At 62.0% G+C, this 22,986-nt stretch carries 18 protein-coding genes and 1 riboswitch; of the genes, 7 read left to right on the top strand and 11 right to left on the bottom strand.

The genetic code is table 11. The features are described from left to right. Positions 1-34: 34 nt before the first annotated feature. Positions 35-140: riboswitch (TPP riboswitch) on the bottom strand. A 196-nt stretch (positions 141-336) separates the two neighbouring features. Continuing rightward, positions 337-1,776, top strand: a complete 1,440-nt coding sequence (locus ATH90_RS02570) for a TolC family outer membrane protein (RefSeq protein WP_025858092.1) — start codon at positions 337-339, stop codon at positions 1,774-1,776. Positions 1,777-1,834: 58 nt separating this feature from the next. Here the strand turns inward: ATH90_RS02570 and waaA are convergent, their stop codons facing one another. Further along, complete coding sequence (waaA, locus tag ATH90_RS02565; protein WP_098465651.1) at positions 1,835-3,112, bottom strand: lipid IV(A) 3-deoxy-D-manno-octulosonic acid transferase; 1,278 nt, start codon at positions 3,110-3,112, stop codon at positions 1,835-1,837. Between the two features lie 23 nt (positions 3,113-3,135). After that, positions 3,136-4,026, bottom strand: coding sequence for a LysR family transcriptional regulator (locus ATH90_RS02560; RefSeq protein WP_034105763.1), 891 nt, complete (start codon positions 4,024-4,026; stop codon positions 3,136-3,138). Between the two features lie 102 nt (positions 4,027-4,128). Between ATH90_RS02560 and ATH90_RS02555 the strand changes: the two genes are divergently transcribed. From ATH90_RS02555 to ATH90_RS02540, 4 genes are all read left to right on the top strand, one after another. Continuing rightward, positions 4,129-4,464, top strand: coding sequence for a DMT family transporter (locus tag ATH90_RS02555; RefSeq protein WP_034105765.1), 336 nt, complete (start codon positions 4,129-4,131; stop codon positions 4,462-4,464). A gap of 142 nt (positions 4,465-4,606) precedes the next feature. Next, positions 4,607-5,776, top strand: coding sequence for an NAD(P)/FAD-dependent oxidoreductase (locus tag ATH90_RS02550; RefSeq protein ID WP_098465650.1), 1,170 nt, complete (start codon positions 4,607-4,609; stop codon positions 5,774-5,776). Next, the gene (locus ATH90_RS02545; RefSeq protein WP_034105769.1) at positions 5,773-6,585 is read left to right on the top strand and encodes an aldo/keto reductase; all 813 of its coding nucleotides are present in this window, start codon (positions 5,773-5,775) and stop codon (positions 6,583-6,585) included. Before ATH90_RS02550 ends, ATH90_RS02545 begins: the two co-directional genes overlap by 4 nt. A 41-nt stretch (positions 6,586-6,626) precedes the next feature. Further along, a complete protein-coding gene (locus tag ATH90_RS02540) occupies positions 6,627-7,586 on the top strand; it encodes a hypothetical protein (protein ID WP_034105771.1) in 960 nt (319 codons plus the stop codon). 126 nt (positions 7,587-7,712) lie between these two features. Here ATH90_RS02540 and ATH90_RS02535 read toward each other — a convergent pair whose 3' ends face one another. From ATH90_RS02535 to msbA, 3 genes are all read right to left on the bottom strand, one after another. Then, a complete protein-coding gene (locus ATH90_RS02535; protein ID WP_098465649.1) occupies positions 7,713-8,648 on the bottom strand; it encodes an NAD-dependent epimerase/dehydratase family protein in 936 nt (311 codons plus the stop codon). After that, positions 8,641-10,065 carry a bifunctional D-glycero-beta-D-manno-heptose-7-phosphate kinase/D-glycero-beta-D-manno-heptose 1-phosphate adenylyltransferase HldE gene (gene hldE / locus ATH90_RS02530; RefSeq protein WP_034105775.1) on the bottom strand — a complete coding sequence of 475 codons (1,425 nt, stop codon included), beginning with the start codon at positions 10,063-10,065 and terminating at the stop codon, positions 8,641-8,643. The genes ATH90_RS02535 and hldE overlap by 8 nt, the downstream gene beginning before the upstream one ends. A 113-nt stretch (positions 10,066-10,178) precedes the next feature. Then, the gene (gene msbA, locus ATH90_RS02525) at positions 10,179-11,984 is read right to left on the bottom strand and encodes a lipid A export permease/ATP-binding protein MsbA (RefSeq protein ID WP_034105777.1); all 1,806 of its coding nucleotides are present in this window, start codon (positions 11,982-11,984) and stop codon (positions 10,179-10,181) included. Between the two features lie 158 nt (positions 11,985-12,142). Between msbA and ATH90_RS02520 the strand changes: the two genes are divergently transcribed. After that, the gene (locus ATH90_RS02520) at positions 12,143-14,005 is read left to right on the top strand and encodes a bifunctional O-antigen ligase/aminoglycoside phosphotransferase family protein (RefSeq protein ID WP_098465648.1); all 1,863 of its coding nucleotides are present in this window, start codon (positions 12,143-12,145) and stop codon (positions 14,003-14,005) included. A 54-nt stretch (positions 14,006-14,059) separates the two neighbouring features. Here the strand turns inward: ATH90_RS02520 and ATH90_RS02515 are convergent, their stop codons facing one another. The 6 genes from ATH90_RS02515 to ATH90_RS02490 all read right to left on the bottom strand — a co-directional run bounded on the left by ATH90_RS02515 (position 14,060) and on the right by ATH90_RS02490 (position 20,692). Next, positions 14,060-14,941 carry a glycosyltransferase gene (locus tag ATH90_RS02515; RefSeq protein ID WP_034105781.1) on the bottom strand — a complete coding sequence of 294 codons (882 nt, stop codon included), beginning with the start codon at positions 14,939-14,941 and terminating at the stop codon, positions 14,060-14,062. Beyond that, entirely contained in the window at positions 14,938-16,086 is a 1,149-nt protein-coding gene (locus ATH90_RS02510; RefSeq protein WP_069021560.1) for a glycosyltransferase, read from the bottom strand. Before ATH90_RS02510 ends, ATH90_RS02515 begins: the two co-directional genes overlap by 4 nt. A 59-nt stretch (positions 16,087-16,145) precedes the next feature. Beyond that, on the bottom strand, positions 16,146-17,546 hold the full coding sequence (locus tag ATH90_RS02505; RefSeq protein WP_034105785.1) for a PIG-L deacetylase family protein: 1,401 nt from the start codon (positions 17,544-17,546) through the stop codon (positions 16,146-16,148). Next, entirely contained in the window at positions 17,543-18,439 is an 897-nt protein-coding gene (locus ATH90_RS02500; protein ID WP_034105787.1) for an antimicrobial resistance protein Mig-14, read from the bottom strand. Before ATH90_RS02500 ends, ATH90_RS02505 begins: the two co-directional genes overlap by 4 nt. After that, positions 18,440-20,197 (bottom strand): carbamoyltransferase family protein, encoded by a 1,758-nt coding sequence (locus ATH90_RS02495; RefSeq protein WP_034095562.1) that lies wholly within the window; start codon positions 20,195-20,197, stop codon positions 18,440-18,442. It abuts the gene before it with no gap. Between the two features lie 153 nt (positions 20,198-20,350). Beyond that, on the bottom strand, positions 20,351-20,692 hold the full coding sequence (locus ATH90_RS02490) for a YceK/YidQ family lipoprotein (RefSeq protein WP_098465647.1): 342 nt from the start codon (positions 20,690-20,692) through the stop codon (positions 20,351-20,353). 147 nt (positions 20,693-20,839) lie between these two features. On the opposite strand from ATH90_RS02490, the gene ATH90_RS02485 reads away from it, so the two are divergent. After that, on the top strand, positions 20,840-22,933 hold the full coding sequence (locus tag ATH90_RS02485) for a TonB-dependent receptor family protein (protein ID WP_098465646.1): 2,094 nt from the start codon (positions 20,840-20,842) through the stop codon (positions 22,931-22,933). Positions 22,934-22,986: the final 53 nt, after the last annotated feature.

Here is a 22,986-nt window from a genome sequence, read left to right as displayed (position 1 = left end):
AACATCCCGGACGAAGCACAAGAGGACTCGCCGGGTGACGAGAAATCTTGTTCCCTACGCAGGCGCTAACCTGATCAGGTTCAACGGGATCCGGTATTTACCGATCTCAGCCTTCCAACAAGGCACCCCGACAAGAACGGAGCCAGTCTAGACCATGCCGCGGGCAAATTGCCAATACCGGTGCATTCAGCGTGATGAATGGCGTGATTGCGGGATTGTTGCGCCGGGTCAGCGCCACTACACTCGGTTGCCGCCACAATGCTTGACGCCAGGAATGGCCAGCCTTAGCCTTGGGCGCTAAATTATCACCGTAATATTCAAACTAGGGATCGCCTCATGCTGCGCAAACTTTCACTGGCTCTTGCCGTGTCTTGTGCGACCAACGGAATGGTCTGGGCAGCTGAAGCGCCCTTGTCCGCCAAGACTGACTTGGTCAGCGTCTACCAGGAAGCGGTGGACAACAACGCCGACCTGGCGGCTGCCCGCGCCCAGTATGGCGCGCAAAAGGAAGTGGTGCCCCAGGCCCGCGCCGGCTTGTTGCCCAACCTGTCGGGCGGTGCCGATATCAACAACGTGCGCACCCAGATCGACACGCCGGCCGCCACCGCCAACCGCGACGCCCACTCCTGGCGCGCGACCTTGAGCCAGCCGCTGTTCCGCGCCGATCGCTGGTTCCAGTTGCAGGCGGCCGAGGCCACCAACGAGCAGGCTGCGCTGCAACTGTCGGCCACCGAGCAGAACCTGATCCTGCAAAGCGCCGAAAGCTACTTCGCCGTGCTGCGCGCCCAGGACAACCTGGCCTCGACCAAGGCCGAAGAAAACGCCTTCAAGCGCCAGCTGGACCAGTCCAACGAGCGCTTCGACGTGGGCCTGTCGGACAAGACCGACGTACTGCAGTCCCAGGCCAGCTACGACACCGCGCGCGCCAACCGGATCCTGGCCCAGCGCCAGGTGGAAGACGCCTTCGAAGCGTTGATCACCCTGACCAATCGCCAGTACAACTCGATCCAGGGCATTGTCCACACATTGCCGGTGTTGCCGCCGCTGCCGAACGACGCCAAGGCCTGGGTTGAAACCGCCGGCCGCCAGAACCTGAACCTGCTCGCCAGCAACTACGCCGTCACCGCCGCCGAAGAAACCCTCAAGCAACGCAAGGCCGGACATGCCCCGACGCTTGATGCGGTGGCGCAATATGAGAAAGGCGATAACGACGCCCTCGGGTTCAGCAACCCGAATGCCTTCGGCACGCCCTATCGCGGCGATGTGGAACAACGCACCATTGGCCTGCGCCTGAACATCCCGATCTACAGCGGCGGGCTCACCAGCTCACAAGTGCGTGAATCCTACTCGCGCCTGGGCCAGACCGAGCAACAACGCGAAGGCCTGCGGCGCCAGGTGGTGGAAAACACCCGCAACCTGCACCGCGCGGTGAACACCGATGTGGAACAGGTACAGGCACGCCGCCAGTCGATCATCTCCAACCAGAGCGCGGTGGAAGCCACGGAAATCGGTTACCAGGTGGGGACGCGCAATATCGTCGACGTGCTGGACTCACAACGCCAGCTCTATGCGTCGGTGCGCAACTACAACAACAGCCGCTACGACTATATCCTCGACAACCTGCGCTTGAAGCAAGCGGCAGGCACCCTGAACCCAGGCGATCTGCAGGACCTGGCGCGCTATCTCAAGGCTGACTACAACCCGGACCGCGACTTCTTGCCGCCGGACCTGGCCAAAGCAGCCGCCGAACAACTCAAGGCCCGCCCAGGTTACTGAGCACACTGCACACCCATAGGGGAGCGGGCTTGCTCGCTCCCTCATTTGATGCGTGATGTCAGTGATTCAGGAGTTTTCCCAAGCCCTCCAGCAAACGCTTCAACGCGCCCTGGTTGGCCTGCATCACCTTGAGACCTGCCTGCGCCATCGTGCGCGCATCCTGCGGCAGCTCGAACAATTGCCGTACGGCTTCGGCCAACCCTTCAGCGTCGTCCACCTCTCGCAACGCACCCGCTTCACGCATCATCGCGGTGATCTCGAGGAAGTTGAACACGTGCGGCCCCATGATCACGGGCAGGGCCAGCGCTGCCGGCTCCAGCGGATTATGCCCACCGGTCGCCACCAGGCTGCCACCCACGAAGGCGCTGTCGGCCAACGCGTACAGAAACAGCAACTCACCCATGGTGTCGCCGAGCAATACCGACGTGTTCGCAGTGACGGGCTCGCCAGTGGAGCGACGCACCGTGGCAAAGCCTTGCTGCTCACACAGGTCGAACATCGGGCCGAAGCGTTCCTGGTGACGCGGCACCAGGATCAACAGCGCGTTGGGGTAGCTCTCGAGTAACCGACGGTGGGCCGCCAGCACCACCTCATCTTCACCCTCATGGGTGCTCGCGGCGATCCACACCGGACGCTCGCTGGCACCCCATTGCTCGCGCAACGCAGCAGCACGCGCCGTTAACCCTGGGTCAATGGTCAGGTCGAACTTGATCGAGCCGGTGACTTCGACGGTTTCCGGTCGAGCACCGAGGCTCAGGAATCGTTGGGCTTCGGCCTGCGTCTGTACGGCGAACAGGCTCATTTGCGACAGCATCGGCGCGGTCAGCTTGGCAAAGCGCGCGTAGCCCTTGGCCGAGCGCGCGGACAAGCGCGCATTCGCCAGCGCCACCGGGATCCCGCGCTGGGCGCAGGCATGAATATGGTTGGGCCACAGTTCGGTTTCCATGATTACCGCCAGTTTCGGCTGCACGCGATCGAGGAAACGCTTGGCGGCGCACGGCAAGTCATACGGCAGGTAGCAGTGCTGGATACGTGGCTCATTGGCAAACAACGCCTGGATACGCTCGGAACCGGTCGGCGTCATGCAGGTGACGGTGATCGGCAACGTCGGATAACGCGTCAGCAACCCGCGCACCATCGGCGCGGCGGCAATGCTTTCGCCCACCGACACGGCATGCACCCAGATCCCGCCCGGCTGCATCACCGGCAAGCCATAGGAGAAGCGCTCGCTGACGCGCTTGGCATAGGCCGGCGACTTGCGTGCACGCAGCCACAGACGTAAAGCCACCAACGGCAGCGCCAGGTAAAACAGACAGCTGTAGAGAGTTCTATTCATGGCGGCGGAGTTTATCGGCTTTTTCAGTCGATCGCCTGCAAGCACTCGGCAAATCGTTTGGCCAGGAAGCGTGCGGCGGGCCCCAGGTGCTCATCGCGCCGCCAGACCAACTCGACCACCAGGGCCGGCGGCGTCCATTCGCTGTCCAGCTCCACCATCTGTTGCTGATAGGTCGGGTACTGCACGATATGCCGGGGCAGCCAGGCCCAGCCCAAGCCGCTCATCAGCCATTCGGCCAACACGTAGAAACTGTCGGCGCGCCACACCAACGGGCTGGCCGCTTCGCTGCCGGGGTAGACGCTGGTCTGGGTCGACATCAGCAACTGGCGGAACTGCGCCAGCCGTTGGCAATCCACGTACTTTTCCCGGGCCAGCGGGTGGTTCACACCGCACACCGTGACCATCTCGACGCTGCCGACCACGCGCCGCTCCAGGGCTTCGGGGATCTGATCGTGATAGAACAGCAAGCCCAGGTCAGCCTTGCGCTCCACCAACTTGCGGGCCACATCGCCCTGGGCCGCGCTGGATAACTGCACCTCCAACAATGGGTATTGCCCCGCCAGTGCCTCCAGGCTGTCGAGCACCGGCTGGAACAACATGGCTTCATCCTGGGCCAGGCGCAGGCAAGCCTCCTCGCCGCGCGTCAATGACAGCGCCCGGCCATTGAGCCGTTCACACTGGCGCAACACTTCGCGCGCCTCCTCCAGCAGCACGCTGCCGGCCTCGGTCAGTCGCGGCTGGCGGCCGCTGCTCCGCTCGAACAGGCTGACGCCCAGGTCCGCCTCCAGCATGGCAATCGCGTTGCTGACCGCCGATTGGGCCTTGCGCTGCTGGCGCGCCACCGCAGAGAACGAACGCTGCTCGGCGACGCTGACAAACAGGCGCATCTGCTCCAGATCCCACTGCACGCTCATGGCTTAACCCATCTCTAATTCGGATAGGTAATGACTTTACCCCATCTGAGTAAACTCTAGAATGCCAGCCTTGACTGATTGCCCTACCCCGAGGATTGCCCCATGAACGCCGCTTACTGCTACCTGGCCATTGCCATCTGCTCGGAAGTGATCGCCACCGTTTCCATGAAAGCCATCAAGGGCTGGAGCACACCGATCCCGCTGCTGCTGGTGATCGTCGGCTACGGCGTGGCGTTCTGGATGTTGACCCTGGTGGTGCGCACCGTGCCGGTGGGCGTCGCCTACGCGGTGTGGGCCGGGATGGGCATTGTCATGGTGAGCATCGCGGCGCTGTTTATCTACGGGCAGAAGCTGGATATTCCGGCGATGCTGGGGATGGGCCTGATTGTGCTTGGGGTCGTGGTGATACAGCTTTTCTCGAAAACAGTAGGACATTGAGGCGATTGCCAGCCTCGAGCCTCACGCTACAAGCCACGCGAAAAAAGCAACACGACTCGCCTTCAACGTGGCACTTGCAGCTAACACCTTGTCGCTGCGCGCTATACTAGGCCCCCTTTTCTACCCATGAGGTCCAGCGCGCATGCCTATTTCCACCGACGTTCTAATTGTCGGCGCCGGAGTTGCCGGCCTCTGGCTGAATGCGCGCCTGCGCCGCCAGGGGTTTTCCACCGTGGTGGTGGAAAGCGCCACCTTGGGTGGCGGGCAAAGCGTGAAGTCCCAGGGCATCATCCACGGCGGTGCGAAATACGCCCTGCACGGCGCCCTCACCGGCGCCTCCGAAGCCATTGCCGATATGCCGCGCCGCTGGCGTGAAGCGCTGGCGGGTAACGGCGAGCTGGACCTGTCTGGCGTGCGCTTGCTGTCCGAAGCGCATTACCTGTGGTCCCCCGGCACTCTCGCAGGCAACCTCACCAGCTTTTTCGCCAGCAAGGCTGTGCGCGGTCGCGTGGATCAGGTCAAGGGCGACGACCTGCCCCCAGCGCTGCAAGACCGCCGATTCAAGGGCAAGGTCTATCGCCTGGCGGAATTGGTCATCGATGTACCGAGCCTGATCGCTCGCCTGGCGCAACTGGCCGGCGACGGCTTGCTCGCCGGGCAACGGATCGAACCGTTGCACGACGGCGACACACTGGTGGGCCTGAAGGTCGACGGTCGCGAGATCCGCGCCCAGCGCATCGTGTTGAGTGCCGGCGCAGGCACGGCTGAACTGCTCGCCGCGCTGGGCCTGAGCCAGCCGGCCATGCAGAAGCGTCCCTTGCACATGATCATCGCCAAGGGCCCCGGCCTGAAGCCGCTGTATGCGCACTGCCTGGGCGGCGGCACCAAGCCGCGCATTACCGTCACCACCCACCCGGCGGCCGATGGCAACTGGGTGTGGTACATGGGCGGCGACATTGCCGAAGCCGATGGCGTGGCGCGTACACCCCAGGAACAGATCGCCACGGCCCAGAAAGAGCTGGCGCAATTGCTGCCGTGGATCGACATGAGCCAGACCCAATGGGCCACCCTGCGCGTCGACCGTGCCGAGCCGCTGCAATCGGGCCTCACCCGTCCCGATAACGCCTTCATCGCCGAGGAGGGCCGCCTGCTGGTGGGCTGGCCGACCAAACTGGCGCTGGCGCCGGACTTCGCCGACCGAGTCATCACCCATCTAGAGCGTGATGGCATCCGCCCAAGCGCCAGTGAGCCCCTGCCCGACCTGCCAAAACCCGCCATCGGCGTACCTGCCTGGGAGCAACTGTTGCCATGAGCCTGCCCACCCTGCACGACCTGCATCGCCCCCTGGGCAGCACCGGCCTGATGGTGTCACCGCTGGGCCTGGGCACCGTCAAGCTGGGTCGCGACCAAGGGGTCAAATACCCCAGCGGCTTCCAGATCCCCGGTGACGACGAAGCGCGCATGCTGTTGCGCCAGGCCCGCGAGCTGGGGATCAACCTGATCGATACCGCACCAGCCTATGGCATGAGTGAGGAGCGCCTGGGGCCGCTGCTGCGTGACCAGCGCAAGGACTGGGTGATCGTGAGCAAGGTCGGCGAAGAGTTCGAGAATGGCGCGTCCAGCCACGACTTCAGCGCAGCGCACACGCGAATGTCCATCGAGCGCAGCTTGAAACGACTTGAAACTGATTTTATCGACCTGGTGCTGGTGCATTCCGACGGCAACGACCTGCACATCCTCAACGACTGCGAGGTCTACCAGACCCTGGCGGCGCTGAAACAGGAAGGCAAGATCCGCGGTTTCGGCTTCTCCGGCAAAACCGTGGAGGGCGGCGTGAAGGCTCTGGAACAAGGTGATTGCGCCATGGTCACTTACAATCTGAACGAACAGGCCGAGAAAGCCGTCATTGATTATGCAGCGGCACACGGCAAGGGCATCCTGGTGAAAAAAGCCCTGGCCAGCGGCCATGTGTGCCTGGAGCCGGGAATGGATCCAATTCGGGCCAGTTTCACGTTGTTGTTTGCGCAAACGGGCGTCGCCAGTGCTATTGTCGGGACCATTAATCCGCTGCACCTGGCCCATAACGTGGCGACCGCTGCCCAGGTCATTCGTCAACTCTGATGCCGCCGACGCGGCCGACCCCGTCGCAAGAAGGAGCCGACATGCCGCGAACGCTCATAAGAAAGAACCCCAGCAACTTTAAAACACTGCCGCTGCACGTCGAAGCCACCCCCGAGGGCCTGAGCTACCAGAGCGTCGGCATGCCGCTCAATTTTGCCCAGACCCTGCAACGGCGCAAGCCAGTGGAGGTGTCCGACCCCGAACGTTTCGCACTGGAACTGGCCAACCTCGGCGTGTCGGTGCGACTGACCCTGCATTGGCAAAACAAGGATTACTGGGTGCTGGTACGCCAGCGCCGCCAGGACCGTGGCGACGTGGTGCTCAAGTTGATCTCCGGCTATGTGCCCGCCCATGAACTGAACCTGCCGCTGCACACCGCCATCCAGGAAATTGCCGAAGAATGCTTGCTGGAGACGCCGGAAGGCTGGCTCGGCGGCCGCTTCAATGACACCTGGTTGCCGGCGCCCTACTCTGCCGCGTTGCATTACCGCGAAGCCCTGCCCTTCCGTCTCAGCCCGCTGTCCGGCGCCGCCCGCCCGGTGCGGTGCGCCACTACCCAACTGATCGAACGCCCGCGCGCCTATGTGCACCTGCCCACCGCATCGCTGCAATTGATTTACGACCTGCGCCTGGAAGTACCCAAGGAAGCCAAATCCCTCAGCCTGTTCCATGTGGATGAACGCCTGGAAGGCGACCAACTGGTCGCCCGCCTCGACCGCCAGCGCCCGGACCTGTACCTGATGCCGCTCAAAGACGGCCAGCCGCAGGCCGAGCTGTACACCGTCAAGAAAGACCAGTTGTACCCCGCGAGCACACGGGGCTTGTACCTGGCGGAAAGCTTCGCCCAGCAGGAAGGGTGGCTGGTGCGCGAGGAGCGGATCCGCTGGAAGGACTGGCTACGCCAGCAGGGCCTGGCAGCGCCGGAGAAAGAATCGAAATTGAAGCGCCTGGCACAGCGAGTGTTGCGCAAGATTGTGCCGAAGAAGAAGGCAAAGGCTTGAAACAAAACTAATGTGGGGGGCTGGCTTTTGTGGGAGCTGGCTTGCCTGCGATGCGGGCACCTTGGTGCATCATGTAGACCGAGGAGCCCCTATCGCAGGCAAGCCAACGCCCACATTTGATTGCATTCAGCCTTCGAGCAAGCGCTCCAGCCCAACCTTCAATGGTGTCGGCTCGGGCAGCGTGAAGCTTGCCAGCAAGCGCTGGTTGTTCGCCCGCGAATGCCGGATGTCCCCGGAGCGTGCCGGCCCGTAGGTAATAGCCGGCAACTGACCCACCACTTCCTCCAACGCCTGCAGCACTTGCTTGAGCGTGGTGGTGCGGTTCCAACCCACATTGATCGCACCCAGCGGCGCGGCCGGCGCTTCAATGGCCTGCACCAGCACGTCTACCAGGTCTTCCACGTACATGAAGTCACGGGTTTGCTCGCCATCACCAAACACGGCAATCGGCACGCCCTGCTGCACGCGCTCGCTGAAGATACTGATCACGCCGGAGTACGGCGATGACGGATCCTGGCGTGGCCCGAAGATATTGAAGAAACGGAAGATCACCGGCTCCAGGCCATGCTGGCGGCGATAAAAATCGAAGTAGTACTCACTGGCCAATTTGTCGGACGCGTAGGGCGTCAACGGCGCCTTGGTGGTTTCCTCGTCGATCGAAGCACCTTCGCCATTGTTGCCATACACCGCGGCACTGGAGGCATACACCACACGTTTGACGCCAGCCGTGCGCATGGCTTCGCAGACATTCAAGGTGCCCACAAAATTGCTCTGGTGCGTGCTGACCGGGTCGTCCACCGAGGCCTGCACCGAGGCCACCGCCGCCAGGTGCACCACCGCGGCTACACCGACGGCGGCGCGGGCTACCTGCTCGGCATCGGCCACATCACCTTCCAGCAGCTCGACACGCGAGTTGTCCAACGGCAAGTTGCTGCGTTTGCCGGTGGACAGGTTATCCATCACGCGCACGCCGTAGCCTTTGGCAAGCAGCGCATCGACCAAGTGCGAGCCGATAAAACCGGCACCGCCGGTGATCAGGACCCACTTATCAGCGTTACTCATTGTTGCGGATCTTCTCGACAATGGCGGTGGTCGAGCTGTTCTCGACCAGGCCCAGCACCTTGACCGTGCCACCGTAGGCGCTGACGATATCCGCTCCCACGACCTGGTCGACGGAATAGTCGCCGCCCTTGACCAACACGTCCGGCTTGACCTGGGCCAGCAGGTTTTCCGGGGTCGCTTCAGGGAAGCTGATCACCCAGTCCACCGCGCCCAGGCCAGCCAGTACCGCCATGCGACGGTCGACACTGTTGATCGGACGACCCGGGCCTTTCAGTCGGCTTACCGAGGCGTCGTCGTTGACCGCAACGATCAGGCGATCACCTTGGGCACGCGCCTGCTCCAGGTAGGTCACATGACCGGCGTGCAGGATGTCGAAGCAACCGTTGGTGAACACAATGCTTTCGTTGTGGGCACGGGCATCGTCAATCGCCAGCAGCAACTGCTCGATGCTCAGCACTCCGCGTTCCGAACCTTCGGAACGCTGGATCGCACGGCGCAATTCAGGCGCGCTGATGGCCGCAGTACCCAACTTGCCCACCACGATGCCCGCCGCCAAGTTGGCGAGGGCCACGGCATGGGGCAGCTCTTCACCCGCTGCAATCGAGGCGGCCAGGGTGGAAATCACCGTGTCGCCGGCGCCGGTGACGTCGAACACTTCACGGGCGCGTGCCGGCAGGTGCATCGCCGGGTGGCCAGGACGCAGCAAAGTCATGCCATGCTCGCCACGGGTCACCAGCAAGGCGCCCAGGTCGAGATCGGCCATCAGCGCCGCGCCCTTGGTCACCAGGTCGTGCTCATCGGCACAACCGCCGACGATGGCTTCGAACTCGCTGAGATTAGGCGTGATCAGGCTGGCTCCGCGGTAAATCGAGAAGTCCTTGCCCTTGGGGTCGGCCAATACCGGGATACCCTTGGCCTTGGCGGCCTGGATCAATTCCTGGTGGTTCTTCAAGGCGCCTTTGCCGTAGTCGGACAACACCAGCACCTTGATGCCTTCGAGCAGCGCGTCGACCTGGCCGCTCAGGGCCAGGGCGTCGGTGGCGAAGGGTTCTTCGAAATCGATACGCAGCAGTTGCTGGTGACGGCTCATGACCCGCAGCTTGACGATGGTTGGCTGATGGGCAATGCGCTGGAACAGCGCGCGCACGCCAGCACCGCGCAGGCTGTTGGCAAGGCTGTTGGCGGCTTCGTCATCGCCGGTCACACCGACCAGGGACGCCGGAGCGCCCAGGGCGGCAATATTGAGCGCAACGTTGGCAGCGCCGCCTGGACGGTCTTCGATTTGCTCGACCTTGACTACCGGTACCGGCGCCTCAGGGGAAATCCGTGAGGTACCGCCATGCCAGTAACGGTCGAGCATGACATCGCCGACCACCAAGACAGGGGCTTGATCGAATCGCGGCATGGACAACTTCATGGAGCAACCCACATACAAAATGAACAGGGGCGCGATATTAGCACAGGGTTGTGGGAGGTTTGCGGGAGGGTTTTGCAATGTAGGAGCCGGCTTGCCGGCTCCTACAGGGAGGTTCAGGTAATGTCGGCGGAAATCGGCGCATCCAGGCCCATGGCATGCAGGCGAGCGTAATAGCCGTTCTGTGCCAGCAGCTCACTGTGGGTGCCCCGCTCGACAATCCGGCCATCGTCCATCACCAGGATCAAGTCGGCCTTTTCGATGGTGGACAACCGGTGGGCGATCACCAGGGTGGTGCGACCTTGCATGACCTTGTCCAGCGCCGCCTGGATGTGACGCTCGGATTCGGTGTCGAGGGCCGAGGTGGCCTCGTCGAGAATCAGCAACGGTGCGTTCTTCAGCAGGGCACGGGCAATCGCCAGGCGCTGGCGCTGGCCGCCGGACAGCAGCACACCGTTCTCGCCGACCTGGGTATCGAAGCCCTTGGGCAACTGGTCGATGAAGTCCTTGGCATTGGCATCCGCCGCAGCCGCTTCAACGTCTGCCCGTGGCGCACCGGACAGGTCACCGTAGGCGATGTTGTTGGTCACGGTGTCGCTGAACAAGGTCACGTGCTGGGTCACCTGGGCGATGTGCTTGCGCAGGTTGAGCAATTTGTAGTCTTCGATCTCGACACCATCCAGCAGGATTTCGCCGCTTTCATGGTGGTAGAAACGCGGGATCAGGCTGGCCAGGGTTGACTTGCCGCTGCCCGAGCGCCCAACCAGGGCGATCATCTGCCCCGGCTCGGCAGTAAAGCTGATGTCCTTGAGCACGTGGCGTTCGGTGCCGGGGTAGGTGAAGTTCAGGTTGCGTACATCGAGGCGACCGCTGACCTTGTCGCGCTCAACGGTGCCGTTGTCGACTTCGACCTCTTCGTCCAGCTGTTCGAAAATGCTCTCGGCGCCCGCCACGCCCTTCTGGATCGTCGAGCTGACTTCCGACAGTTGGCGAATCGGCTTGGGCAACAGGCCGGCCAGGGTGATGTAGGCCACCATGTCGCCGGCCGATGCATCGCCACGCAGATAAAGAACCAGGAACATCAGCACCGCCATGGCGGTGTAGATCACCAACTGCAGGGCTGGCGTGTAGATCGCCCCGGTGCGGGTCATGCGCAGTTGCTTGTCGGTGTTGCTCTGGCTGGCCTTGAGGAAGCGTTTTTCCTCGTAGACTTCACCACCGAAGCTGCGCACCACGCGATAGCCCTGGATGGTTTCCGAGGCCACGTGCGTCACGTCGCCCATGGCCACCTGGATCTTCTTGCTCTGCTTGCGGAATTTCTTGCTCGCCGTGCTCACCATCACTGCGATCAACGGCAGGATGGCGATCATCACCAGCGTCAGGCGCCAGTTCATGTACAGCAGCGAGGCGAACAGGAAGATCACCGTCATGCCTTCACGGATCACGACCTTGATCGCATCGGTCGCCGCCCCCGTGACCATCGTCACGTTGAAGGTGATGCGTGAAATCAGGTGCCCGGAGTTGTGATTGTCGAAATAGCGGTTGGGCAGCGTCAGCAAGTTGTTGAACAACTGCACGCGCAGGTCATGGACTAGGCCCAGGGACACCTTGGCCAGCAGGTAGTTGCCCAGGAACGAACCCAGGCCCTGCCAGGCGGCGATCAGGATGATCAGCAACGGCACGGCTTGCAGCAATTGCAGGTCCCGAAGAAAAGGCACAGTCGGGAACAGCACGGCTTCAGGGTTGGAAAGACCGTCGACGAAGTACTTGAGGATGTACCCCAGCATCGGCTGGGTCGACGCGAAAATCAGAAATCCGACGATACTCATCGCGAACAAGCCGGCGTAGGGCTTAACGTAACTGAGCAGGCGGAAGTATATTTTCAAGCTCGAAGGGCTTGCGCTCGGACTGGAGTCGGTCATATCACGCGGCGTTTTGAAAAAGGAGGCTGACTTTAGCACAGCTTCTCTGTTGTACTTGCACCCTGCATGACCCACAGCCTGGTTGGATCCAACCAGCGACATTATATAGCCACTACTTTAAGATGGTCGGCTTTCTCAAAATGGAATGGCTTTACTGTATGCACTCCAAGCGCCTGATCTATGGCTCAAATCGCGTTTTCGACTTCCTGGTCCTGTGGATTTTGCCCATCGGCTTGTTGTTGCTGCTGAGCTCGCTGTTCTTTGTTACCAATCGCAATGTGCTGCACAAGTTCTACTACGGCCTTTTCAGCGCCCCGACGTTGCTGTTGCTGTGCCTGCGCCCCAGGGAAATCAAGGAACTGCTGCGCGAGCCCCTGGCGATCGCGTTCCTGGTATTTTCCGCCTGGGCGCTGACCAGCCTGCTCTGGAGCCCCGAGCATCACCCGGACACTGACCTGTTCAAGCGCCCCCTGCACACCTTCATGCTGTTTGCGGGTTGCGGACTGTTGCTGCATTACCGCAACGACCTGTTCAAGCCGGTGTTCTTCAGCGCGGCGGTGATTGCGCTGGTGGTGTGCGTGTGTAACCTCGTGGCGTTTTCCAAGGGTTTTGAACCCGGCACGGGCATGCGCATGATTGGCGGTCGAGGCGCCCTCGACAACCCGCTGCTGAGCTCCCACGTGTTCGGCTTTTTCTGCGTCTACTGGCTGTATATCTGCATGACGACCCAGCGCCTGCAGGTGTTGTGGTTCAGCATCCCGGCCCTGGCAATCATGACCCTGACGGTGCTGGCCACCGGTTCGCGCACGCCCTTGGTAGCGTTGACCCTGACGATCCTCTGGATGACCTTCGTCAGCCGCAACCGCCGCTCGGCCTTGTTGATAGCGGGCATGGTCCTGGGCGGCGCGGGGCTCCTGCTGTTCTATCCGGAACTGATCACCAACCGTGGCAGCTCGTTCCGCTTTGAGCTGTGGGGCATGTCGCTGCAACGCATCGCCGAACACCCATGGATCGGCCACAGCTATGACTCCGAGCTGTACCTGACCCTGGCCGACGGTAATGAGCTGCGCGAGCCGCACAGCTTTGCCCTGGGCGTACTGTATTACGTCGGTATCATCGGCTTTATCCCGTGGATCTTCATGATCGGCTGGGGACTGTACAAAGGCCTGAAAGAACGCGCGCAACCACTGTTTATCCTGGCCTCGTCGCTGCTCACCTACGGCATCGGCGCCGGGCTGACCGAAGGTGGCGGCATCCTGTCGCGGCCCAAGGAGCACTGGTTCCTGCTGTGGATCCCGCTGGCCATCATTGCCGGCCTGAGCATTGCCCAGCGCCGTCGCAGCGTGCTGCGCAAGCCGGTGCACATGATCAAGCCCGAGGCTTTCGACCAACTGTGCAGCAACGCCCAGGTGATCGAAGCCGACGGCCTCGGCCCCAAAGTCCTGCGCCTGGCCGACGGCCGCTTCCTCAAGGTTTTCCGCGCGCGCCGCTGGTACACCTCGGGCAGCTTCAACCCCTACGCCGAACGGTTTGCCAGCAACGCCGAGCAATTGCGCGCCCTGGGCATCCCCACACCGCAGATTCTGGACCTCTACCGCCTGCACGACGCCAGCAGCGCCGTCAGCTATACGCCACTGCCCGGCCTGACCCTGCGCCAGGCCCTGCAAAGCCTGGACAACAGCCTGCGCGAGTCACTGATCGAGCGTTTCGGCCAGTTCATGGCCCAGTTGCACGAGCGCGGCGTGTACTTCCGCTCGCTGCACTTGGGCAATGTGCTGCTGATGGATGACGGCGAGTTCGGCCTGATCGATATCGCCGACCTGCGCATCTTCCCGTCGCCGCTGCGCAACGCCTTGCGCCAGCGCAACCTGCGCCATATGCAGCGTTACCCGCAGGACCGCGCCTGGTTGTTCGAGACCCATTTCGAGCAGTTGGCCAAAGGCTATGCGTCCGTTGCCAGCCAAGGCGCCACGGCAAAACTCCGCGAGCACGTGCTGGCGCTGGCCAACCCCGCCACCTGATAAAAAAGGCGACTATCACTGCTGATAGTCGCCTTTTTCATTTCTGCTACCGCCTCACTTCCTCAGAGGCGCCAGATACAACCGCACCAAGCCGCGGAGGGTCTTGCGCCCCCAGAACTTCAGCGGGATCTGCTTGAGGATTTCCCGCGCCAATGGCCGATCACGGTCGGCCGTCTTGAGGAACATCGAGTTCAGGAAGTTGTAGCGCACCGCGTCATAGGCCGGGTGGTCGCTGAACTGGGCATAGGTCTTGAGAATATTCTGGATCATGTAGCGGTGGTTCTTGTAGGTGTTATTCGCGTGCTGCCGGTACTGCGCCATCACCACGCCGAGGGCGTCGATCGTGTAGCCGGCAGCAGTGATCTTCAGTTGGATCAGCAGGTCTTCCAGGGGAATCAACGGGTCGAAGCCGCCAACCTGCTCCAGCACTTCGCGGCGGATCAGCATGGTCGGTGCCGGCGGGAAAGGCTTGCGATCCATGAACATGTCGTCGAAGTCCAGGCTGCGAAACGGTACGTCGCGGCGCTGCTTTTTCTCCGGGTGCAGGTTGCCGTCACCATCGATCAGTTCGATGTTGCCGGCGCACATGCCCACCTTCGGCTTGTCTGCCATATAGGCCACCTGGGTCGCGATACGGTCCGGCAGCATGATGTCATCGGAACCGAACGGTGCGATCAGGCTGCCTTTGGCGCGGGCGATAGCGCCGTTGAGCGTGGCGGTCAGGCCCTGGTTCTGCTGTACCTGGAAATCAAAGCCGTGCTCGGCCTGCAGGCGTTGGATGCGCTCGACGCTGTCATCCTTGGAGCCGTCGTCCACCACCAGCAGCTCGATATTCGGGTACGTCTGGCCGAGCACGCTGAGGATGCTCTCTTCGATGTAACGGCCGTGGTTGTAGGACGCGATAATCACCGAGACCAGGGGTTGTTGCGCTGTCATGCTCTACCTACTTCTTTCAAACCGGTTTCGATGAGGTTCAGGTACTTCTGCTGGAATTCAGCCAGTGCGTGGTTTTCTTCCAGGTAACGGAACACCTGTTCACCCTTGGCGCGCAATTGCTCATCGCTCATGGCCAGGTACGTGTCCAGGGCCGCTGTCAGTTGCTCGACATTACCGGGCTCGTGGGACAAACCGCCCGCCCCTTCAACCAGCGGCAGCATGGCCGGCCCGTTGGAGGCAATCACTGGCAAGCGTCCGCTCATGCCTTCCAGCAGCGCCAGGCCCAGGCCTTCAAGCAAGGAAGGCATGGTCCAGATATCGAAGGCACGCACATACTTGAGGCCATCCTCGCGAAAACCCAGCAGATGGGCCCGGCCGGTGAGACCAAGGCGCTCGATGTCCGCGCGCAAATCCGCCTCGGCACGGCCGGAGCCGATAATGCCGACCTGGGCGTTGGGGTATTTGTCCTTGAGGCGGGCGAACGCTTGCAACAGGTGCGTATGGCCCTTGATCGGCACCAGGCGCCCCAATGCACCGATGAGCCGCGCGTCGAGCGGCAACCCGAGCGCCTGGCGCGCCTGCTCGCGTGGCAACTGCAAGGCCTCGGCCTGCGGAATATCGATGGCGTTGGTGACGAAGGTGGTGTTCTGGGGCGTAAAGCCGCAGTTGAGGCCGACCAAGTAATCCCTGACCGCCGCCGACACCCCGACAAAGCGCCAGGCCGGGCTGACCAAACGACGCGTCTGGCGCCGGCGATACGCGCGCTCGTACTCGCCGAAACCGTGGGAGATACCGATGCACAACGGGATCTTCAACCAGCGGTTGAGCGACAGCATCATGTTCACCGACTTGAAGCGGTTACAGATGACCACGTCGAACTTCTGCTCGCGGCAGTATTTGTAGATTTCCCACATGGCGCCCAGGCGAATGCCCTTGAGGGCCTTTTCGGGAAATTCGAAATATTTGGAATGATCGGCCACGCTCAACGGCTGGCCAGGCTGCGGTCGCCCGCTGAGAAAGGCCGACGTCACCTCGAACCGCTCGGTCGGCAACGCCTTGACGATCTGCTCGCCGAGATCGGCGAAATCATTGAGCTTGACGTTGTAGTCAGGCTGCAACTGCAAAACCTTGAAACGAGGCTTCATATCACTCCATGAGGCAATCGGGCTGCTACACGCGGGCAGCCCGACGAAAAAAGTCAATTTCAGTCCTGCTTCAGCACCCAAAGCAGCTCGTGACGGCGCACGGCCTTGCGGAAAAATTCGTTCTCGCCGTAAGGCGATGGACCACGGCCGGCCAGCCATTGCTGCAACAGGCGACGTACCCGGCGCTTGAACGGTGCACGGGGCTGCAAGTCATGCATCATGCCCAGCGCCATGGCCTTGTCCTGCTGCTGCCCCAGACTCAGCACGCGGCAATAGGGTTCAAGTACCTGAGCGGCATCGAACTGCGGCGGCAAGGCAACACCGGTGCCTGAATCCCCCATGGGCCAACGGTCGTTATCATGCAGATGATTGGCATAGCCGAGCAAGGTGGTCGGCTGCCACTCCAACCCCTGCAATGCTTGCACCACGGCGGTGTGCGCGCAGATATGGTCCGGGTGCGGATCGAGCACCGGCGTCGGCAACACAATCACCTCGGGGCGCGCCTTGAGCAGCAGCGTGCGCAGGTCGGCAATCAGGTTGTGCCAGGTCGGAGCGCCGTCCGCATCGCCTGGCAGCGCCAAGGCATTGAACTGACGGAACAGCCGCGTATCGTCCAGCTGCGCTTCGCGGGATGCCTGGGGTTGATCGGGAGCGTCACGCATGGCCGGCAGTTGCAGGCAGAAGTAGCCCAGTTGCACGCATTGCGCCTCGGGTACACCGGCCCACCGCGGCACGGCAATGCTGTCCCAGGCGCGCAGGCGCCCTTTGATCCGCGCCGCTTCAGCCTTGGCCATGCCCATCTTTTGATAGTGCTCGGCCTCGATTTCACCTGCCGTCAGGGTCACGATCCAGCTCTCATCCGCCTGGCCATAAAGGCCGAAGGCGGCTAATTCGGCATCGTCGGCATGGGGCGCGATCACCATCACCCGCTGGCGGGCAGCGTCGGGCTGGCGAAATACCCACAACACAGGCTGGCCGATCACGCGGCAAAAACGACCGCGCAGGCGCAGCTCACCCGCGGCCAATGCTGGCGCCGAGCCTGTGAGGTTCAGGTAACGCTTGCCGGCCACACCACGCTCGAACGCCTGGCGATCGTCCAGGCACTCAACCGCAGGATCAAAGAAACGACCCCACAGGTTGCTTTTGAGCTGTACCTCGACGATCAGCGTTTCATCGCCCGCCAGTTCAAGCGGCGTATCGGCCAGCAACCTGCCGCCTTCCAGACGCAACCCGACCTGCTGGCCACTCGGCGAGAAACTGTACTGGTAGTCATCCTTGGGCGAATAAAACAGGTGGTCAGCAAACCAGGCCTCGTGGGCCACCCACAACACCACCGCCAGGATCAGTGGCAGCCACCAGGCCACCAGCACACCGGCCGCGACCAACAGCAGCAGACCCACCAGCAGCGCGATGCGTTTATTGCGCCGGTGGCGCTTGAGCAGTTGCTGCTTGCGGCTCATACGCTGAACACCGGCACTGGGTTGCACCAGCGCTCCTTGTACTCGCGGTCGGCACGACCGAAGGAGAACCGCAGCGGTTTGTCCACGGCCCGCGCTTGTTCCCAGGCGCTTTGCGTGTTGAGAAAACTCAGCACGCTACCGGGGCTGAACGCACGGGTTTCAGGGTCGACACCGCCGTTGACGTACTCGATGCTGATCCACTCGGGCGCCTCGACGCGGTACACCAGCTGTACCGCAATCGGGGCGTCGTTGAGAAACAGCACCGAGCCGATCAGGAACTCCTTGAGCAGGGCCAGCACCTCGGCCAGGCGCTCGGCACCCGTGGCCGGAAAACCCCAGCGGCGCTGGAACAGATCACAGTAGATCGCCGCCAGTTCCACGCTGGAAAACTCGCCCACCGCCCGCACCACACCGCCCGCTTCTTCCAGCAGGCGCAATTCGCGGCGCTGGTTGTAGCGAAACTTCTTCGACAGCTCTTCGGGGGTACGCGCCATGGCCAATTGCTCGGCCTGGGGCTTGAGGGTGCTGATGCGGCCCTCGTTCAACGCTGACAGGTAGCGGCCACGGTGGCGTACGGGCAGCTGCGCAGCGGCGACGATCGGCAGGATGATCTCGGCATTGCCCAAGTCAAACAGGCCTTTCTTGCCGCTGCGCTTGAGCACGTCCTTGGACAGGGCCAGGTCGCGCCCCCAAGTGGCAATCGCCCCCTTGAGTTCGCCGTCCTGTTCCCAACCCAGGTAACGCACGGGAATCTGCGCCAGGTTCGCCAACCGCTCGACAATCTGCGGATGGGTCGCCACGCTGCCGCCAAACCGCTGCCAGGCCTGGGCGTAAACCTCGGCCTCGACAGGCGTCCAGCCACGCTCACGCCAACCCTGGAAGCGGTTCAGCATTTAGACCACGGCGTCATAAGGGTCCACGCCGTCCTTGACGACCAGGATGTCTTCCATGATCAGGTACTGCAGGTCGGAGCCAAAGAACATGTTCAACGCGTCGGTCGGCGAACAGATCATCGCTTCGCCACGACGGTTGAGCGAGGTGTTCAGGGACACACCGTTGCCGGTCAGCACTTCCAGCTCTTTCATCATGTCGTAGTAGCGCGGGTTGTATTCGCGCTTGAGCACCTGGGCCCGGGAGGTGCCATCTTCATGGACCACTTCCGGCACGCGGGTTTTCCATTCTTCCGCCACTTCAAAGGTGAAGGTCATGAACGGCGCGGGGTGGTCGACCTTGATCATCTGTGGCGCCACGGTGTCGAGCATCGACGGGCAGAAAGGCCTCCAGCGCTCACGGAACTTGATCTGGTGGTTGATGCGGTCCGCCACGCCGGTCGCACTAGGGCAACCGATGATCGAACGACCGCCCAAGGCACGCGGGCCAAACTCCATGCGGCCCTGGAACCAGGCCACCGGGTTGCCATCGACCATGATCTTGGCGATGCGCTGGGGCATGTTTTCGATCTTGCGCCAGTTCGGCTTGCTCTCGTGCTTGGCACACGCGGCAATCACGTCTTCGTTGCTGTAGGACGGGCCGAGGTAGACGTGTTCCATCTTCTCGACCGGTACACCACGGGCGTGGGACACGTAGGCCGCCGCGCCCACCGCGGTGCCGGCATCGCCGGACGCGGGCTGTACGAACAGCTCCTTCACGTCGTCACGCGCGATGATCTTCTGGTTGAGCTTGACGTTCAGTGCACAGCCGCCGGCGAAGGCCAGCTTGCCGGTGTCTTTCAGGATGTCGCCCAGGTAGTGGTCGATCATCTGCAGGGCCAGTTTCTCGAACAGTGCCTGCATGCTGGCGGCGTAGTGGATGTAAGGCTCGTCGGCGATATCGCCTTCGCGCTTGGGGCCCAGCCACTCGATCAGTTTTGGCGAGAAGTAGAATCCCTTGCCTTTCTCTTTATAGCGGCGCAGGCCGATGACGTTGGCGTAGTCGGTGTTGATCACCAGCTCACCGTTCTCGAAAGAAGCCAGGCGCGAGAAATCGTACTTGCTGGCATCGCCGTACGGCGCCATGCCCATGACCTTGAACTCACCGTCGAGCATCTCGAAACCGAGGAACTCGGTGATTGCGCCGTACAGGCCGCCCAGGGAGTCCGGATCGTAGAACTCCTTGATCTTGTGGATCTTGCCGTTTTCGCCGTAGCCGAAGAACGTGGTGGCGTACTCACCTTTACCGTCGATACCGAGGATCGCGGTTTTCTCCTGGAAGCCGGAGCAGTGGTAGGCACTGGAAGCGTGCGCCAGGTGGTGTTCCACCGGCTCGATCTTGATTTTCTTCGGATCGAAGCCCAGTTGCTCCAGGCACCAGACGATCTTGTTGCGATAGCGCTTGTAGCGACGGTTGCCCATCAGGATCGCGTCAAGGGCGCGGTCCGGGGCGTACCAGTAACGCTTGGCGTAGTGCCAGCGCGCCTCACCGAACAGGCTGATCGGGGCGAACGGGATCGCCACCACATCAACGTCGGAAGGCTTGATGCCAGCCTGTTCCAGGCAGAACTTCGCCGACTCGTAGGGCATGCGGTTCTTTGCATGTTTGTCGCGTACGAAGCGCTCTTCTTCGGCGGCCGCGATCAGCTTGCCGTCGATATACAGGGCTGCGGAAGGATCATGGCTAAGGGCGCCGGACAGGCCAAGAATCGTCAATGCCACAGGGGTCTAGCCTCTTTTAGTCTGCATGCAGGCGGGTCGCGCCTGAAAAAAGTGTGCCTCCTGCCTGGGCAGGAAACAGCTAAAGGGCGGGATTATAGCGTAAACACGCGGCGGGATGATCTAGGGAATGTGGTGACCGGTTGTCACTGCAGACTAACGGAAAATCTCGATGCTGCCGTCCTGGTTCTGCCGATAGACCGTGTAGGGCAGTACCAACGTATCGAGCACGCCCGACAGCGAAAAATCGATGAACACGAAAGGAAGCGTGGCGATCTCTTGGTCCTTCAGGCTTTTTCTGGGGTTGGGTTCGCCATTGAGCAAGCAGAAGTCATACACCACGCCGCTGTAAACACGCGGCACGTTCTCACAATGGCTGCGCAAGTCCTTGAGGTTTTGGCTCGCCACCGCGTCTTCTCTAAATACCGTATTGATGGTGCCGCAGCCTGCGGTCGAAAGGACAATGGCGGCGAGCAGAAGATTCTTTGTAGGATTCACGGGCAATTCCCTTTGGCAGAAGCGAAATAGCTTAACCCAGGGCTGTAACACACACAGGCGTCGGCAAACGGCGGGAAGATTCGGCAAAGGGTCGCTGAATCGTTAAACTCGCGCGCTTTTGCGCGCTCTATGGATGTTGGTTTGCTCATGAAAGCTGTTGCCCCTACTCGTTTCATGTTGTTGCTCCCCGGTATTTTGGGGCTGTACAACGGCGCCCACGCCGACGAGGCACCGCTGGTGCTCGACCCCAGCGTGGTCACCGGTTCGCGCAGCGCCAGCCCGGCGTTCGACCTGCCGTACTCGGTGGATGGCATCAGCCGCGAGCAGATCAGCGATGGCCAACTGGGCATCAATGCTTCCGAAGCCTTGTCTCGCGTGCCCGGCCTGGTGGTGCAGAACCGTCAGAACTATGCCCAGGACCTGCAGATTTCTTCCCGAGGTTTCGGCGCCCGCTCGGCCTTTGGCGTGCGCGGCATCAAGCTGATCGCCGATGGCATTCCCGCCAGCACGCCGGACGGCCAGGGCCAGGCGGCCACGTTCAACCTCGATACTGCCGAGCGCATCGAGGTGCTGCGCGGCCCTGCCGCTACCTTGTATGGCAGTAATGCCGGCGGCGTGATCCAGATGTTCTCCCGCGACGGCGAAGGCCCACCGCGCATCGGCGCCGAGACCCTGGTAGGCAGCGACGGCCTGAACAAGAACCACCTGACCGCCGAGGGCGCCGCCAATGGTGCAGGCTTCGTACTCGATACCTCGCGCATGGACACCAACGGCTATCGCGACCACAGCAGCGCCCGTCGCGACCAGACCTTTGCCAAGCTCAATTTCCAGCCGGATGACGACAGCAAGCTGGCGCTGATCTACAGCAGCCTGGAGCAGAACGGCACGCAGGACCCACTGGGGCAGACGTGGGCGGCGTACAAGGCCGATCCGCGCTCGGTGAGCGCCAATGCACTGACCTACAACACGCGAAAAAGCATCGACCATCAGCAGTTGGGGATGAATTACGAGCGCTATATCGGCGATGCGACACTGCAGGTGAATGCGTATACGGGGCGGCGGAGTGTGATTCAGTACTTGTCGATACCCAGGGGCACTCCCGCTAACGAACGTGGCGGTGGCGTGGTGCAATTTGACCGCAAGTTCTACGGCGGCAGCGTGCGCTGGATGCAACCCATCGAGAGCGCCCCGGGTGATTTGATGATCATCACCGGCCTGGACTTCGACCAGAGCGAAGACAGTCGCCACGGTTATCAGAACTACAGTGGCAGCACCCTGGGGGTAAAGGGTGAGCTGCGCCGCGATGAAATCGACACCGCCCGCAGCCTGGACCCGTACATTCAGGCTAACTGGGCCCTCGACCGCTGGACCCTGCAAGCCGGTGTCCGGCACAGCACCATGGAGCTGGACGTCGACGACCAATTCCTCAGCAACGGCGATTCCAGCGGCAACAAAACCTATCAAAAGAACACGCCGTCGATGAGCGTGATGTACGCCTTCACCCCGCAGTTGCACGGTTATATCAGCGCCGGCAAAGGTTTCGAAACACCGACCCAGGCCGAATTGGCCTACGCGCCGGGCAGCGTCGAAGGGTTCAACTTCGGCCTGAAGCCGTCGCAGAGCACCCAATACGAGGTGGGATTGAAAGCCCAGCTCAACAACACGCGGATCAACGCTGCCGTCTTCCAGATCACCACCGAGGATGAATTGGTGGTTTATCAATCCCTGGGTGGCCGCACCAGTTACCAAAATGCCGGCCGGACCCTGCGCCGAGGCTTCGAACTGGGCATCGAGAGCCAACTCAGCGAACAGTGGAGCACCCATCTCGCCTACACCCGCTTGCAAGCCACCTACGACAGCGACTTCATCAGCGGCGGCAGCACCGCCGTCGACAAGGGCAACTACCTGCCCGGCGTGCCGCAGACCACGCTGTTCGCCGAGCTGAACTGGAAACCCCGCGACTGGGTCAGTACCGCAATCGAAGGCCTGTACCGCAGCAAGGTCTACGTCGAGGACACCAACAGCCAACATGCCGCGCCGGGCTACAGCGTGTTCAACTGGCGCGCCCGCTTCGAGCAGAAAGTCGAGCACTGGACCTTCCACCAGACACTGCGCCTGGATAACCTGCTCGACCGTCAGTACGTCGGCTCGGTGATCGTCGGCGACGGCAACAACCGCTACTACGAAGCAGCACCCGGGCGCTCATGGTATGCAGGGGCAGGCGCGGAGTACCAATTCTGATCAGCCCCCCGCACAAAAAACGCTGCGGGCGGTCGAAAGCCCCTGATCACCTC

The sequence above is a fragment of the Pseudomonas lurida genome, assembly GCF_002563895.1.
GTDB lineage: Bacteria > Pseudomonadota > Gammaproteobacteria > Pseudomonadales > Pseudomonadaceae > Aquipseudomonas > Aquipseudomonas lurida.
The sequence above is the reverse complement of the archived record's forward strand: the minus strand, read 5'-3'. Positions and strand labels throughout refer to the sequence as shown.

What these genes read in the sequence shown, in the direction of transcription:
- ATH90_RS02555 (WP_034105765.1), top strand. Translation starts at nt 4,129, where the DNA reads ATGAACGCCGCTTACTGCTACCTGGCCATTGCCATCTGCTCGGAAGTG.
- ATH90_RS02515 (WP_034105781.1), bottom strand. Translation starts at nt 14,941, where the DNA reads ATGACAGCGCAACAACCCCTGGTCTCGGTGATTATCGCGTCCTACAAC.
- waaA (WP_098465651.1), bottom strand. Translation starts at nt 3,112, where the DNA reads ATGAATAGAACTCTCTACAGCTGTCTGTTTTACCTGGCGCTGCCGTTG.
- ATH90_RS02485 (WP_098465646.1), top strand. Translation starts at nt 20,840, where the DNA reads ATGAAAGCTGTTGCCCCTACTCGTTTCATGTTGTTGCTCCCCGGTATT.
- ATH90_RS02545 (WP_034105769.1), top strand. Translation starts at nt 5,773, where the DNA reads ATGAGCCTGCCCACCCTGCACGACCTGCATCGCCCCCTGGGCAGCACC.
- ATH90_RS02505 (WP_034105785.1), bottom strand. Translation starts at nt 17,546, where the DNA reads ATGAGCCGCAAGCAGCAACTGCTCAAGCGCCACCGGCGCAATAAACGC.
- ATH90_RS02500 (WP_034105787.1), bottom strand. Translation starts at nt 18,439, where the DNA reads ATGCTGAACCGCTTCCAGGGTTGGCGTGAGCGTGGCTGGACGCCTGTC.
- ATH90_RS02570 (WP_025858092.1), top strand. Translation starts at nt 337, where the DNA reads ATGCTGCGCAAACTTTCACTGGCTCTTGCCGTGTCTTGTGCGACCAAC.
- ATH90_RS02535 (WP_098465649.1), bottom strand. Translation starts at nt 8,648, where the DNA reads ATGAGTAACGCTGATAAGTGGGTCCTGATCACCGGCGGTGCCGGTTTT.
- hldE (WP_034105775.1), bottom strand. Translation starts at nt 10,065, where the DNA reads ATGAAGTTGTCCATGCCGCGATTCGATCAAGCCCCTGTCTTGGTGGTC.
- ATH90_RS02560 (WP_034105763.1), bottom strand. Translation starts at nt 4,026, where the DNA reads ATGAGCGTGCAGTGGGATCTGGAGCAGATGCGCCTGTTTGTCAGCGTC.
- ATH90_RS02540 (WP_034105771.1), top strand. Translation starts at nt 6,627, where the DNA reads ATGCCGCGAACGCTCATAAGAAAGAACCCCAGCAACTTTAAAACACTG.
- ATH90_RS02550 (WP_098465650.1), top strand. Translation starts at nt 4,607, where the DNA reads ATGCCTATTTCCACCGACGTTCTAATTGTCGGCGCCGGAGTTGCCGGC.
- ATH90_RS02510 (WP_069021560.1), bottom strand. Translation starts at nt 16,086, where the DNA reads ATGAAGCCTCGTTTCAAGGTTTTGCAGTTGCAGCCTGACTACAACGTC.
- ATH90_RS02520 (WP_098465648.1), top strand. Translation starts at nt 12,143, where the DNA reads ATGCACTCCAAGCGCCTGATCTATGGCTCAAATCGCGTTTTCGACTTC.
- msbA (WP_034105777.1), bottom strand. Translation starts at nt 11,984, where the DNA reads ATGACCGACTCCAGTCCGAGCGCAAGCCCTTCGAGCTTGAAAATATAC.